General features: G+C 66.4%; 10 protein-coding genes. 8 read left to right on the plus strand and 2 right to left on the minus strand.

Translation table 11 applies throughout. The features are described from left to right. The first annotated feature begins 196 nt into the window (after positions 1-196). Both LNV28_RS01635 and LNV28_RS01640 read left to right on the plus strand, forming a co-directional pair. Positions 197-2,209, plus strand: a complete 2,013-nt coding sequence (locus tag LNV28_RS01635) for a DUF1631 family protein (RefSeq protein WP_263516818.1) — start codon at positions 197-199, stop codon at positions 2,207-2,209. Next, a complete protein-coding gene (locus LNV28_RS01640; protein ID WP_263516817.1) occupies positions 2,199-4,523 on the plus strand; it encodes a patatin-like phospholipase family protein in 2,325 nt (774 codons plus the stop codon). The genes LNV28_RS01635 and LNV28_RS01640 overlap by 11 nt, the downstream gene beginning before the upstream one ends. A gap of 6 nt (positions 4,524-4,529) precedes the next feature. Here the strand turns inward: LNV28_RS01640 and yihA are convergent, their stop codons facing one another. Further along, on the minus strand, positions 4,530-5,318 hold the full coding sequence (gene yihA, locus LNV28_RS01645) for a ribosome biogenesis GTP-binding protein YihA/YsxC (RefSeq protein WP_263516816.1): 789 nt from the start codon (positions 5,316-5,318) through the stop codon (positions 4,530-4,532). Between the two features lie 71 nt (positions 5,319-5,389). On the opposite strand from yihA, the gene LNV28_RS01650 reads away from it, so the two are divergent. The 6 genes from LNV28_RS01650 (at position 5,390) to msrQ (ending at position 12,349) form a co-directional block, all read left to right on the plus strand. Further along, positions 5,390-6,019, plus strand: coding sequence for a c-type cytochrome (locus tag LNV28_RS01650; protein ID WP_263517157.1), 630 nt, complete (start codon positions 5,390-5,392; stop codon positions 6,017-6,019). A gap of 295 nt (positions 6,020-6,314) precedes the next feature. Then, positions 6,315-8,390, plus strand: coding sequence for a cytochrome c biogenesis protein ResB (locus LNV28_RS01655; RefSeq protein ID WP_263517156.1), 2,076 nt, complete (start codon positions 6,315-6,317; stop codon positions 8,388-8,390). Continuing rightward, entirely contained in the window at positions 8,387-9,766 is a 1,380-nt protein-coding gene (ccsB, locus tag LNV28_RS01660) for a c-type cytochrome biogenesis protein CcsB (RefSeq protein ID WP_263516815.1), read from the plus strand. Before LNV28_RS01655 ends, ccsB begins: the two co-directional genes overlap by 4 nt. A 14-nt stretch (positions 9,767-9,780) precedes the next feature. Beyond that, positions 9,781-10,602 carry a substrate-binding periplasmic protein gene (locus LNV28_RS01665; RefSeq protein ID WP_263516814.1) on the plus strand — a complete coding sequence of 274 codons (822 nt, stop codon included), beginning with the start codon at positions 9,781-9,783 and terminating at the stop codon, positions 10,600-10,602. Between the two features lie 116 nt (positions 10,603-10,718). Next, entirely contained in the window at positions 10,719-11,717 is a 999-nt protein-coding gene (gene msrP / locus LNV28_RS01670; protein ID WP_263516813.1) for a protein-methionine-sulfoxide reductase catalytic subunit MsrP, read from the plus strand. Between the two features lie 11 nt (positions 11,718-11,728). After that, a complete protein-coding gene (msrQ, locus tag LNV28_RS01675; protein ID WP_263516812.1) occupies positions 11,729-12,349 on the plus strand; it encodes a protein-methionine-sulfoxide reductase heme-binding subunit MsrQ in 621 nt (206 codons plus the stop codon). Here the strand turns inward: msrQ and LNV28_RS01680 are convergent. Further along, positions 12,335-14,413: a S9 family peptidase gene (locus LNV28_RS01680; protein WP_263516811.1), complete on the minus strand. Its 2,079-nt coding sequence runs from the start codon at positions 14,411-14,413 to the stop codon at positions 12,335-12,337. The two genes, msrQ and LNV28_RS01680, sit on opposite strands and share 15 nt — an antisense overlap. Between the last annotated feature and the right edge of the window lie 114 nt (positions 14,414-14,527).

Raw genomic sequence — 14,527 nt, forward strand, 5'->3', positions numbered from 1 at the left:
CGCGGGTCTGCCAGCCAAGCAAGCCAAGAAGGGCGCCGCAAGGCGCCCTTTTTTCGTGCTCGGCGGCACGCTCCGCTGTGAGTTTCTGCGCGCCGGCAGCCGCTCAAGTGGCTCGCTTGCAGCGGCAGCACCACATGCCGGCGCGTGCAGCCTTCGTCACGCTGATAATCAGCGGCAAACCGGCTCCGCTGCTCGCATGTCCAACGCACCCACCCTGCAATCCCTGCTCACCGAAGCCATGACCCAGGCGCCGGGTCTGAGCCGCCATGTCCTGAACGCCATCCAGGACGAACTGGACAGCCGGCCCAAGCACTTCCATCTGCTTGACGGCTGGCGCCGCATGCGCGCGCGCTTCGCCAACGATTTCGAGACCGCCCTGCTGCCCTTGCTGCAAGCCTCGGCGCGCGGCGAAGACCCGCTGCAGCGCAAACTCGACGACATCAATTCCCTGAGCCTGGTCGACGACCGCCAGGCCCTGCAAGACGTGGCCGTGGCCCATGTGATCCATGCGGTAGAAGAACATGCGCGCGCCGAGCTGCACCAGCTCGGCAATGTCTTCGCCGCCCTGCGCGGCACCGCGCGCGCACTCAAGAACGAGAACCCGGTGCGGCCGGCCCTGTTCGCCCAGGCCTTGCTGGTGGCCCTGTCCAGCGTCGAGATGGAGCCGCAGGCGCGCTACGAACTGATGCAGGCCGCCTCCCAGCCCATGGCAAGCGGCTTGTTGCGGCTCTACAGCGCCCTGTGCGCCCAGCTGCGCGCGGCCGATCTGAACCAGATGGTGGCCAGCCACGCAGCGCGCGTCGACCCGGACGCCGAGCTGCGCCTGGCCCTGGCGCGCCGCAGCACCCAGCCGGCCACGCTCGACGGCCTGGCCCGACGCGTCCACGAACACAATACCCGGCCGGCACCACTGGGCCAAGCGGGGGCCGGCGCCACTGCACCGGCCGCGCCGGTGTTCCGGGCCGGCCATGGGCCTGATCTGCTGAGTCGCCTCTACGACCAGATCCTGGCCGACCCGCGCCTCTTGCCGCCACTCAAGGCCTTGCTGGCGCGACTGCAGGTGGCCGTGGTCCGCCTGGCGCGCAGCGATGCCAACCTCTTGCACAAGCAGGACCACCCAACCTGGGGCCTGCTCAACCGCGTCGCCGCCCATGGCATGGCCTTCGAGCGCGCCGACGACGAGCGCCTGCAGAGCTTTCTGCGCTTCATCGAGGCCGAAGTGCAGAGCCTGATCGACGTGGCCGTGCCAAGCGCGGCGCTGTTCCAGCAGGCCCTGACACGGGTCGAGGCGCACCTGAGCAGCCAGGCCCAGCAACGCAGCGAGCGCAGCGCCCAGGCCCTGGGTGCGCTCGAACGAGAGTCCATGCGCGAGCCCTGGCGCAAACTGCTGCACGAGCAACTGGCAGCGCAAACCATCGAGGCGCCACTGGGGCCCAAGCTGCGCCGCTTCATGAACACCGCCTGGGTGGAGGTGATCGTGCAGGCCATGGTGCTGCATGGTCGCGAATCGCCCCAGGCCATGATGCGCATCGAATGGGTAGACCAGCTGATGGAAAGCCTGCACGACACCCCCGATGAGCGCTCACGCCAGCGCCTGCGCCAGCGACTGCCGGGCCTGATCGAAGGCCTGCGCAGCGGCTGCGATGCCATCGCGCTGCCGGAAGCCCAGCGCGAATCGGTGCTGCAGGAGCTGATGCTGCAGCATGGCCGCCTGCTGCGCGGCATGAGCGCCCTGCCCGATGCGGCCAAGCCAATCGAAGCCAGCCCGCGCGGACCGAATTCCCAGGAGCTCAGCCCCGAGGAGTTGCTGCAGCGCCTGCTGATCGAACGCGAATCACAGATGTCCACGCAATGGGCCCACACCCGGGTCAACCGCGGCCACCTGCCCACCGTGCCGGTGCAGCTCTACGACCAGGGCGACACGCCCGAGGCCCGCTCGGCCGTCGGCGCCTGGCTGGACGGCTTGCACATCGGCGGCTGGTACCACCTGTTCATCCAGAGCAACTGGCTGACCGCGCAGGTGGCCTGGATCAGCGAGAGTGGCCAGTTCTTCCTCTTTGTCGGCCAGGACCCCGACCAGCGCCATTCCCTGACGCGCGCGGCCCTGGAGCGACTGCTGACCCACGGCCTGATCACGGCCCTCGATGAAAACAGCCTGGTGCAGCGCGCGGTCGACACCTTGATGCAAGACCTCGACGATGCGGTCTGAGGGCGGCGCACGCTGGGGCTTGGGGTTCGCCGGCTTGCTGCTGGCCAGCCTGGCACTCGCCCAAGCGCCGGGCACCAGCACGGTGGCCGCTCCGACCAGCGAGCCCGCGGCACCCGCAGCTCAGCCCGCAGCTCAGCCCGCCGCTCAGCCAGGCCCACAGCTGCGGCCACAGATCGGCCTGGTGCTGTCGGGTGGCGGCGCGCGCGGCTTGGCCCATGTCGGCGTACTCAAGGTGCTGGAGCGAGAGCACATCCCCGCCGACATGATTGCAGGCACCTCCATGGGCGCCATCATTGGCGGCCTCTTTGCCAGCGGCATGAGCGCGCGAGATCTGGAGCGCGAACTCTTGGCCGTCAACTGGGGCACGGTCTTCAACAGCCGGGTCGACCGGCAGCAACTCTCGCAGCGCCGCAAGGAAGAGGACTTCGAGTTTTCGCCGGCCGTGGAGGTGGGCATGCGCGAGGGCGAATTCCGCCTGCCGCAGGGCACGCTGTCCAGCCGCGGCCTGGAAATTCTCTTGCGCCGCTTCACCCTGCCGGTGCGCAATGTGCAGAACTTCGACGATCTGCCCACGCCCTTCCGCGCCGTGGCCACCGATCTGGAGACCGGGGCGCAGCGCATCATGCGCGAGGGCGACTTGGCCCTGGCCTTGCGCTCCAGCATGAGCGTGCCGGGCGTGTTCGCACCGACCGAATGGCAGGACCGCATCCTGGGCGACGGCGGCCTGGTCAACAACCTGCCGGTCGATGTGGCGCGCAGCCTGGGCGCCGAGCGCCTGATCGCGGTCAATGTCGGCACGCCGCTGTCGGGACGCTCGGCACTGAGCTCTCTGGTCGGCGTGACCGGGCAGATGATCAACATCCTGACCGAGCAGAATGTGCAGCGCAGCCTGGCCAGCTTGCGCGCAGACGATCTGCTGATCACGCCCAAGCTGGGGCCGCTTGGCGCCGGCGACTTTGACAAGACCCGCGAATTGATCGCCGCCGGCGAAGCGGCGGCCGAGGCCTTGCTGCCGCGCCTGCGCGGGCTGGCCCTGGGCCCTGCGGCCTATGCCGAATGGCAGCTGGAGCGCGTGCGCCGCAATCAGCCCAAAGCCATGCTGGCCGCGGTGAAGTTCGAGGGCAGCAGCATCACCAACCCCGAGCGCTTCAAGGCACAGCTGGAATCGGCACCGGGCCAGATCTTCGACACCGAGCGGGCCGAACGCGATGCGCGCCTGCTGGCCTCCTCGGGAGATTACGAGCGGGTGGACTACCACGTCGAACAGCGCTCTGGCGGCGACGCCCTGGTCTTCACCATGGACGACAAGCACTGGGGGCCCAACTACTTCCGGATCGGCCTGGACCTGAGCACCGATTTCGACGGCGAGAGCGCCTTCAATCTGCGCATCTCCCACAACCGCCACTGGCTGACAAAGCTGGGCACGGAATGGCGCAACCAGCTGACCATCGGCCAAACCCCGCGCTTCTACAGCGAGATCTACCAACCGCTGAGCTTCCAGCTGGGACGCTCGAACGACTGGTTTGTCTCCGCCTGGGGTGAGCTCGACCGCCGCAACTTCACCCTCTACCAGGACACCAGCGATGTGGCCGTGGCCCGCCTGCAGCGCCAGGCCGCCACCTTTGGCGCCGACCTGGGTCAGCCCTGGGGCCGCTTGGGCGAGTTGCGCCTGGGACTGCAGCACCAGAACTGGCGGGTCACGCCCAAGCTGGCGCCGACCGTGATCAGCGACAACCGCCTGGACAAGGTCTGGAGCGAAACCGGCCTGCGCCTCAAGGCCGTGGTCGACCAGCTGGACTTCGCCAATTTCCCGCAGCGCGGCTACCGGGTGCTTTTCGAAGCGATTGCCGGCCAACAAAGCGGCGGCAGCGTGCGCCACGCGGCCTTCCACCGCGCCGAGTTGCAAGGCACTTGGGTGCGCAGCTGGGGCACCGACACCCTCAATCTGCACGCTCGCACCTTCCTGGCGCGCCAGCCCGAAGACTCGGCGCAAGGCCCCTACTCGCTGGGCGGCTTCCAGCAGCTCTCGGGCTACCAGCCGGGGCAGCTGATCGGCGACACCCTGGTGTTCGGCCGCGCCACCTACTACCGACGCTTGCGCGAGACGCCGCTGCTGACGCGCGGCTTCTTCTATGGCGGCTCGCTGGAAATCGGCAATGCCTGGGGGCAAAACGACAAGGTCTCGTCCAAGGATTTGCGCACGGCGGCCAGCGTCTTCATTGGCGCCGACACTGGCATCGGCCCGCTCTACCTGGCCCTGGGCCGGGCGCCGCAGGGCAGCTCGGCCATCTACCTCTTCATCGGCCGGCCCTGAGCGCGATCAGTCCTTCGCTGTGTCGGCGTCATCCAGCTGCGCCGCCGGATCAGGCAGATCGGCCGGATTGAAGCTGGCCTGCACCAGGGTCACGCTGTGGGCCCATTCGTACAGGATGTGGGCCACATCGGCCACGCCCTGCTTCTTCAGCGCCGAGAACAGGGTCACGCGCACATCCGACTCTTCGGTGACGATGTCGCCGAGGAAATCCTGGGTGGCGAAGAAGGCCGCATCAGCCTCCTTGCGATTGAGCTTGTCGGCCTTGGTCAGCAGCACCAGCAGCTTGATCTCGCCATTGCGCACGCGCGGCGTAACGAACTCCAGCAACTGCTTGTCCAGATCGGTCAGGCCCAGGCGCGAGTCGACCATGAGCACCACACCCGAGAGGCTGCGGCGCACTTCCAGATAGTCGGCCATGACCTTCTGCCAACGCAGCTTGGCGGCCTTGGCCACGGCGGCATAGCCGTAGCCAGGCAGGTCGGCGAACAAGGCGTTCGGTGCGTCCTTGGGGCCCAGGTGGAACAGGTTGATGTGCTGGGTGCGGCCCGGGGTCTTGGACGCAAAAGCCAGGCGCTTTTGCTGGGCCAGGGTGTTGATGGCGGTGGACTTGCCGGCGTTCGAGCGGCCCACGAAGGCGATCTCGGGCAGCTCGTTCGGCGGCAGATGGACCAGCTGGCTGGCAGTGGTCAGAAAACGCGCGGTGTGGGTCCAGCCCAACACCACCTTGTCGGTGGGGGTGGCCGCGGCAACCGGATTTGGCGCGTTTTCTTGCGGCTCAGAAGTGGTGTTGGTCATGAAGTGTTCAGGCTTGGTGGATTGCCATTGTAAAATCTATGGGTTGCGCTTACCGAATCAATATATTCATGATGAAGACTGCTGCTGTCCTGACCTCGAGCCTCGTGCTTGCATTCGCCACGTTCTCGGCGGCACAAGCCAACGAAACCAAAGCCGCCGCCAAGCCTGACTTGGTCAAGGGCGCTGCCATTTCGGCCCAGGTCTGCGCCGCCTGCCACACGGCAGATGGTTCGCGCGGCAGCCCGGCCAACCCCATCCTGCAAGGCCAACACCCCGAGTACCTGGCCAAGCAGCTGACCGAATTCAAGGCCGGCATTCGCAAGAACGCCGTCATGCAAGGCATGGCCGCCGTGGTGTCGGACGAAGACATCAAGCATGTCGCCGCCTTCTACGCCTCCAAGCAAGCCAAGCCCGGCTTCGCCAAGGACAAGACCCTGGTTGAGCTCGGCGAAAAGATCTACCGCGGTGGCATCGCCGATCGCTCGATCCCGGCCTGCGCTGCCTGCCACAGCCCGAACGGCGCCGGCATGCCAGCCCAGTACCCGCGTCTGGCCGGCCAGCATTCCGACTACACGGAAGCCCAGCTGATCGCCTTCCGCTCGGGCGCCCGCGCCAACAACGCCCAGATGACCGGTGTCGCAGCCAAGCTCAATGACCGCGAAATCAAGGCTGTGTCCGACTACATCGCCGGCCTGCGCTGAGCCCGGGCGCGCCTTCGGCCGCTGCACCTGATCACGAACAAGGCCGGTGAAGTTCACCGGCCTTTTTTCATGGGCCCTCCCTTGATGTCTCGGGGCCACCGACAATCCTGCTTCCATGAGCGACACCCTTCCCTCCAGCGAGTACGCGCTTGACACCGTGCCGTCCGGCCTGGCGCCGACGGCTGCGCCCGAGCCTGCGGCGTCGCCCGAACCCAGCGAGGCCGCGCCGCCGCCAGCGCCCGCAGCCATCGTCGCGCACTCGCCAGGCCGGGAGCTGCTCGACCTGCTGGCCTCGATGCGCTTTGCCATCGCCCTGCTGACCATCATCTGCATCGCCTCGGTGATCGGCACCGTGGTCAAGCAGCGCGAGCCGCTCAACAACTACGTCAACCAGTTCGGCCCCTTCTGGGCCGAGGTGTTCGGCAAGTTCGACCTCTACACCGTCTACGGCGCCTGGTGGTTCCTGCTGATCCTGGCCTTTCTGGTCACCTCGACCAGCCTGTGCATCACACGCAACGCGCCCAAGATCCTGCAAGATCTGCGCAATTTCAAGGAATCGGTGCGCGAGCAATCGCTGCAGGCCCACCACCACAAGGCCATCCTGCAGCTGAGTCGGGCGCCCGAGGCGGCCCTGGCCGACCTGAAGAACCGCCTGAGCGCTGGCGGCTGGAAGACCAAGGTGCAGGTCCGCGACCGCGGTGTGATGTTGGCGGCACGGCGTGGCGCCAGCAACAAGCTCGGCTATCTGGCGGCGCACTCGGCCATCGTGTTGGTCTGCCTGGGCGGCCTGCTCGATGGCGACCTGCTGGTGCGCGGCCTGATGTGGGCCCAGGGCAAGACGATTTACGAAGGCGGCGGCCTGATCAGCGAGGTCAAGCCCGAACACCGACTGCCGCCCAACAACCCGAGCTTCCGCGGCAATTTGATGGTGCCGGAAGGCGCCACAGCCGGCACGGCCGTCCTGTCCATGCCCAGCGGCGTGGTGCTGCAGGACCTGCCCTTCGACGTCGAGCTGAAGAAGTTCATCGTCGAGTACTACGAAACCGGCATGCCCAAGCTGTTCGCCAGCGACATCGTCATCCGTGACCGTGAGACCGGGCTGACGACCGAAAAGCGCGTCAAGGTCAATGAACCGGCCCAGCACCGCGGCATCGCCATCTACCAGAGCAGCTTCGAAGACGGCGGCTCCAGCCTCAAGCTGCAGGCCCTGCCCATGGCCCGCAAGGCGGGCGCGGCCAAGCCCTTCGCCATTGATGGCGTGGTCGGCGGCAGCACGCAGCTGGCCAGCGGCGATTCCAAGGACGGCGAAAGCCTGCGCCTGGAGTTCAACGGCCTGCGCGTGATCAATGTCGAGAACATGAGTTCCGGCGGCAAGGGCGGCAGCGGCAAGGAAGGCAGCACCGATGTGCGCGCCGTCGACCTGGTCAACCGCCTGCAGAACCATATGGGCAGCGGCGCACGAGGTGGCGCTGACAAGGAGCTGCGCAATGTCGGCCCCTCCTTCAGCTACCGCCTGCGCGACGCCGCTGGTCAGGCCCGCGAATACAACAACTACATGCTGCCGGTCGATCTGGACGGGCAGAAGGTCTACCTGGCCGGCGTGCGCGAGACCCCGACCGAAGCCTTCCGCTACCTGCGCATCCCGGCCGATGCGGATCTCAGCCTGGACAGCTGGATGCGCTTGCGCCAGAGCCTGCTCGACCCGGAGCAGCGCGAGCGCGCCGCACGCCGCTACGCGCAGGCGGCCACGCCCAATGACAAACCGCAGATGACGCCGCAATTGCAGGCCACGGCACGCCGTGCGCTCAATCTGTTTGCCGGTGCCGAGCCTGCCAAGGCCGACACCAGCGGCGGTTGGGGCGGCCTGCCGGCGCTGAGCCAGTTCATCGAGAGCGAAGTGCCAGAGGGCGAGCGCCAGCGCGTCTCCGAGGTACTGCTGCGCATCCTCAATGGCAGCCTGTTCGAGCTCTACAAACTGAGCCGCGAGCAGGCCGGCCTGAGCGCCGCGACGGCGGATGCCAGCACCCAGGCCTTCATGACCCAGGCCGTGTTGTCGCTGTCGGACAGCATGTTCTACCCGGCGCCGGTGCTGCTGCAACTGAACGATTTCAAGCAGGTGCAGGCCAGCGTATTCCAAGTGACCCGCGCGCCCGGCCAGAAACTGGTCTACTTGGGTGCGGTGCTCCTGATCATCGGCGTGTTCGCCATGCTCTACATCCGCGAGCGCCGCCTGTGGCTGTGGCTGGAACCCAGCCCGGGCCAACCGGAAACCACACGGGTGCGCATGGCCATGGCCAGCACGCGCGAGTCGCCGGACCTGGCCACCGAGTTCGAACAATTGCAAGGCTATCTCTTGAAGGAAGGCGTATGAACAGCGCAAGCAGCAGCACCGTCAGCGCAGGCCGCCCAGCGGTCCGCGGCCAGGACCTGGGCTACTTCTCCGGACGCAACGCCATCGACTGGGGCTTCGCCGCCCTGATCCTGGCCGGCGGCCTGTTCGCCTTCTCGCGCTACGGCGCCTCCATGGACGGCTATGAGAAAGGCATCCTGATCTGTGCCTTGCCGGCCCTGATCGCTCTGGGCTGGTTCTGGGCGCCGCTGCGCTGGCTGTGTGCCGGCGTGGGCGCAGCCAGCCTGCTGGCCATCGGCCTCTACGTCCAAACGCCCGACGCCTTCGGCGCCGACCTGGCCGCGGCCGACAAGGTCTTTTGGCTGAAGTACGCCCTGTCCAGCCAAAGCGCGATCCTGTGGATGAGCGTGCTCTTCTACATGGCCACGCTGTTCTACTGGGGTGGCTTCTTCACCCAGCGCGGCCAGACCAGCGCTGCTGAAGCCATCGGCTCGCGCCTGACCTGGGCCGCCGTCTTCATGGCCTTGGTGGGCACCATGGTGCGCTGGTTCGAAAGCCACCAGATCGCCCCTGACATCGGCCACATTCCGGTCAGCAATCTCTACGAAGTCTTCGTGCTGTTCGCCTGGATGACAGCCCTGTTCTACCTGTACTACGAAGCGAAGTTCAAGACCCGCGCCCTGGGCGCTTATGTGCTGCTGGTGATCAGCGCGGCGGTGACTTTCCTGCTCTGGTACACGGTGGCGCGCGAGGCGCATGAGATTCAGCCCCTGGTGCCGGCCCTGCAGAGCTGGTGGATGAAGATCCACGTGCCTGCCAATTTCGTCGGCTACGGCACCTTCGCCCTCGCGGCCATGGTGGCCCTGGCTTATTTGCTCAAGACCGCCAGCCTGCGCGCGCTGAGCCTGGGACTGATCGCCATGCCGGCGGCGCTGATCGCCATGATTCTGGCCGCCCGCTTCGGTGCCGACCTGCCGGCTGAGACCATCGCCGGCCTGGACGGTTGGGCGCGCAAGATGGCCGGCCTGCTGGTCTTCTTCGTGCTGGCCGTGGCCCTGCGCAGCCGCCTGACGGCCCGCCTGCCCGAGCTGAGCACCCTGGACGACCTGATGTACAAGGCCATCGCCCTGGGCTTTGCCTTCTTCACCATCGCCACCATCCTCGGCGCCTTCTGGGCCGCCGAAGCCTGGGGGGGCTATTGGAGCTGGGACCCGAAGGAGACTTGGGCGCTGATCGTCTGGCTCAATTACGCGGCCTGGCTGCATATGCGCCTGATGAAGGGTTTGCGCGGCGCCGTCTCCGCCTGGTGGGCGCTGGCCGGCCTGGTGGTCACCACCTTCGCCTTCCTGGGCGTGAACATGTTCCTGTCCGGCCTGCACTCCTACGGCACGCTCTGAACACCGGCCACAGCATGCCGTCCTCCGCCCCGCTGCTGCCGAAACCGCTGTTGCGGGTCGCGACGGGCCTGCTGGCGGCGCTGTTGCTTCTGGGCGCGGCACCGGCTTGGTCACTGGACTTGCGCATCGCCACGGGGGAGCTGCCGCCCTACGCCACGCAAAGCCGGGCCGATCAGGGCATCGCACTGAACATCGTGCGCCGGGCCTTTGCCCTGGCGGGGCATCAGGTGGAGTTCCATTTCCTGCCCTGGCCACGGGCACAGCAGGAAACCCGGCTCGGTCATTTCGATGCCTCCGCCTACTGGGGTGCATCGGCCGAGCGCCGCCGCGACTTCCTGCTCAGTGACAACGTCCTGACCGAGCAATGGTTGCTGGTACACCCTCGCAGTCTCAAGCTCGAATGGCAGACCCTGGACGATCTGCGCGCCTACAAAATCGGCTTTGTCCGCGATTACACCTACACGCCCGAGTTCTGGGCTGGGATCAAGAACGGCGAACTCAAGGGTGACGCCACACCGACCGATCTTGCCGGTCTGCGCAAGCTGCTGCTGGGCCGCATCGATATCCTGCCCATGGAGCGCAATGTGGCCTGTGACCTGCTGGCCCGCCATTTCAAACCGGCCGAAGCAGCCCGGCTCACCGCCCATCCGCGTCTGCTGACGGACAGCTTCACCACCCACCTGATCCTGCCGCCACAAGTGGCCCGCAGCGCCGAACTGCTGCGTGACTTCAACCTCGGCCTGAAGAAACTCAAGGACAGTGGGGAACATGCTCGCTTGTTAAAGTCCTTGAGCTGCCCGGCTGGCTGGGCCGAAGCGGAAGGCGCGGCACACTGAGCGTGCAGGGACAGGGCTTTTTCCACCAGATCGGGCAAAAACCCGGCAAGGCCCGTAAGCTTTCGGCCAGCCGCCACGACTGAGGGCGTCTCCTCTTGTTTTTGCAAAGGCCCGCCATGCCACGCTCTGCCCACATCCGCTCGACCGATCCCCGGATCCTGCCTTCGGACATCACCCCGCAAGCGGTCTATCAAGAGCGCCGTCAATGGCTGCAGCTGATGGCCACCGGCGCTGCCGGGGCTGGCCTTGCCGCCTGGGCCGGCCGCGAGGCCCTAGCCCAAACCGCCGGGCCGGGCAAGCTGGCCAAGCTGCCCGGCGCCCGGAGTGCCGTGGCCGGAGCCATGAGCATGGACAAGTTGAGCCGCTACGCCGACGCCACGGGCTACAACAATTTCTACGAATTCGGCACCGAGAAATCGGACCCGGCGCAGTACGCCGGCAGCCTGCGGCCGCGGCCCTGGACCGTGACGGTGGAAGGCGAAGTCGGCAAGCCCGGCAGCTTCGACCTGGACCAGTTGCTCAAGCTCAGCCCCATGGAAGAGCGCGTCTACCGCCTGCGCTGTGTGGAGGGCTGGAGCATGGTGATCCCCTGGGTCGGCTACTCCTTGGCCGAGCTGATCAAAAAGGTCGAACCCAACTCGCGCGCCAAGTACGTCGAGTTCATCAGCCTGGCGGACCGGTCTCAAATGCCGGGCCTGCGCAACGGAGTGCTGGACTGGCCCTATACCGAGGGCCTGCGCATCGACGAAGCCATGCATCCGTTGAGTCTGCTTGCCTTCGGCATGTATGGCGAAGTGCTGCCCAATCAGAACGGCGCACCGCTGCGCCTGGTCCTGCCCTGGAAGTACGGCTTCAAGTCGGCCAAGTCCATCGTCAAGATCCGCTTCGTGGAGAAGCAGCCGGTGTCCAGCTGGACCGAATCCGCGCCACGTGAGTACGGTTTCTATTCCAACGTCAATCCGCAGGTCGACCACCCGCGCTGGAGTCAGGGCAGCGAGCGTCGCATCGGCGAAGACGGCCTGTTCACCAAAAAACGGCCGACGCTGATGTTCAACGGCTACGCCGATCAGGTCGCCTCGCTGTACGCGGGCATGGATCTGAAAAAGTTCTATTGACCGGCGCCCCGATGGCTCGCCGCTCTCTTTGGCTGCATGCCGCCGCCAAGCCCCTGCTGTTCCTGATCTGCCTGCTGCCCCTGGCCTATCTGGTCTGGGGCGCCATCAGCGAGAACCTGGGCGCCAACCCGGCCGAGACCCTGATCCGCAGCCTCGGCGACTGGAGCTTGCGCGGTCTGTGCCTGACGCTAGCCGTGACGCCTCTGCGTGTCATCAGCGGCCAGGCGGCGCTGGCGCGCTTTCGCCGCATGCTGGGCCTGTTCAGCTTCTTTTATGCCAGCCTGCACCTGCTCGCTTATGCCTGGCTGGACATGGGCTTGGAGCCCGGCGACATCGCCGCTGACATCCTCAAGCGCCCCTTCATCCTGATGGGCTTCACGGCCTGGCTGATGCTGCTGCCTCTGGCCGCGACGTCCTTCAACCGCGTCATCAAGGCACTGGGAGCGGCCCGCTGGCAGCGTCTGCATCGCCTGGTCTATCTGCTGAGCCTGGTTGCCCTGGCCCACTTCATTTGGATGCGGGCCGGCAAGAACAATTTTGCCGAGCCCGCCGTCTATGGAGCGGTGCTGGCCCTGCTGCTGGGCTGGCGCTTGTGGCAGCGCCAGCGTCGACGAAGCTCAGGGCTTGCTTGAGGGCACGGAGGGCAAGGACCCCGGGCCGATGTGCCGGTCCAGGAACTTGAGCATTTGCTCGTACAGGTCAACCCGGTTTTCGGTCTTGCCATAACCGTGGCCTTCACCGGGCTTGATCATCAGCACCTCGGGCGGACGGCCGGCCTTCTTGAGCGCATCGACCATCAGATTCGTCTGCTCGATGGGCGTGCGCCAATCGTCACTGCCGGCATAGATAAAGAGCGGCGCCTTGATGCGCTCGGCATGGCGGGCGGGAGAGACCTCCTGAGCGCGCGCCCAGCCGGCTTCGGTCTCACCAATCAATTCGCGCCAAAAGGCCACACCGGCCTTGTTGCGGGGAATATCGCCTTGCGTGGAGGTCAGCAGGCGCTCGACATCGCTGACCACCAGGCCGGCCACCCCGCACTTGAACAAATCGGGCGTCTTGATCAGCGCCCAGAGGCTGGCATAGCCGCCGTAGCTGGCACCGCTGATGCACATACGCGCCGGGTCGGCAAAGCCCTGCTGCACCGCCCAGGCCGCCGCGTCCTCGTGATCCTCGGACATCTTGCGCCCCAGCTGGCCCAGGCCGGCCAGACTGATGCGGGCGCCCAGCTCGGGCGTGATGCGGAAATTCGGCAGCACCACGGCATAGCCCCGCGAAGCCAGCAGCTGCGCCTCGGTGACACCAAAGCTGCTCAGGGCGCCCCAGCGATCGGCACGCGAATGGGGGCCGCCATGGATGTGCAGCACCGTGGGCAGGCGCTGTCCTGCTTGATGACTGGCAGGCAGGAAGTAATAAGACGGAATCTCAAGCCCGTCGCGCGTCTTGAGCAAGAAAGGCCGCATCTGCACCAGCTGCGTTTCCTCCACCTCTTCGCGCGAGCGCATCAGCTCCTCCAGCGTCTTGCGCTCTTCGTCGTAGAGGTAGAAGGTGGGCACCGAGCGGTCGCTGAATACCTGAACCAAGGTGCGCGGGCTTTCGCTGCGCTGCAGGATGACCGACTTGCCAGGGAAGCTCGCCTCCATGCTCTGCTGCAAGCGGGCCAGGCTCTCGTCAAAATAGGCGGTTTGCTGGCGCTCGTCATCAAAGCGCAAGCCTAGCAAACGAGCTCCACGCCGGTCACGGATGAGGCCGCTGCTGATCAGGTCATAGCGCGGATGGCTGGCCAGCTCGGGGCCGAACTCGCGGCTGGCCACATGGAACAGATGCAAGCCCCGGGTGTTCTTGCCGCGCTGCGCGGCCACGATCAAATCCTGATTGTCCTCGGCAAAGGCCAGCGGGCTCCAATGCCCTTTTTGCCGCCCTTCAAAGCGGGCCAGCTCGCGCCACTCGCCCTCCATGCTGTCACGCAGCAGCACCCGCTCCACCTGCGCGGACGGCCCGGCATCGGGCGTGTCCGAAACCACGGCCACGCGCGGCACACCCTGGTGATCGAGCAGCCATTGCCGGACCCGGCCCGGATACTTGAAGGTCAGCAGATCACGCGCGCCCGTTTCGAGGTTGATGCGGTAGACGTCCTGGGCATCGAGTTGGCGCAGATTGGCGCTGACGAGGATCTCCTTGTCCTTGCCCGGAACCTGGGCCAAAAAGTCCATGGAGCGGATCACGAAATTGTTGCCGTTGATCTGCTCGCGAACGGTGGGGTTGAGCTTGCGAAAACCCGTGCCGTCGCGCTTGATGGCAAACAAACCGCCGCCATCGCCAGACTCCGAACCGGTCGGCGTGTCCAGGCGCCCCAGGCTGAACACCAAGCGCTCCGAGCCGACCCAGCGGTACTCCACCACGTCGAAGTCTGTCAGACCGGTCAGAACCGTGGGCGTGCGGGTCTGCAGATCCAGCAGCACGAGATTGCGCTTGCCCTTGAGTGGCACCAGCACCGCCAGCATCCGGCCATCGGGCGACAGCCTCGGCTGGACATAGCGAGGCAGCCCAACCAGGGCGGCGATGGAGGCGGGCTCCACCGGCCCCACCTTGGCAGCGGGCTCAGCGGCGGCCAGGGCTGGCGGCGCTCCCGCCAAAGCCAGCGCCATCGCAGCGATCAGCCCGCTGAAGCGGGCCCGAAATTCAGTTCTTGCTTTCATGAGTTCTCTTTCTCCCTGCGGGGTACACCCCGCCTCCAGTGACCCACATCGACCGGCTCCAAATGGAGCGCAGTGTCCTGCCAGGCGAGATCGGCCCTATTGAGTGAGGCCGTT

Origin of the sequence: Paucibacter sp. DJ2R-2 (assembly GCF_025717675.1) — a bacterium.
Classification (GTDB): domain Bacteria; phylum Pseudomonadota; class Gammaproteobacteria; order Burkholderiales; family Burkholderiaceae_C; genus Paucibacter_A.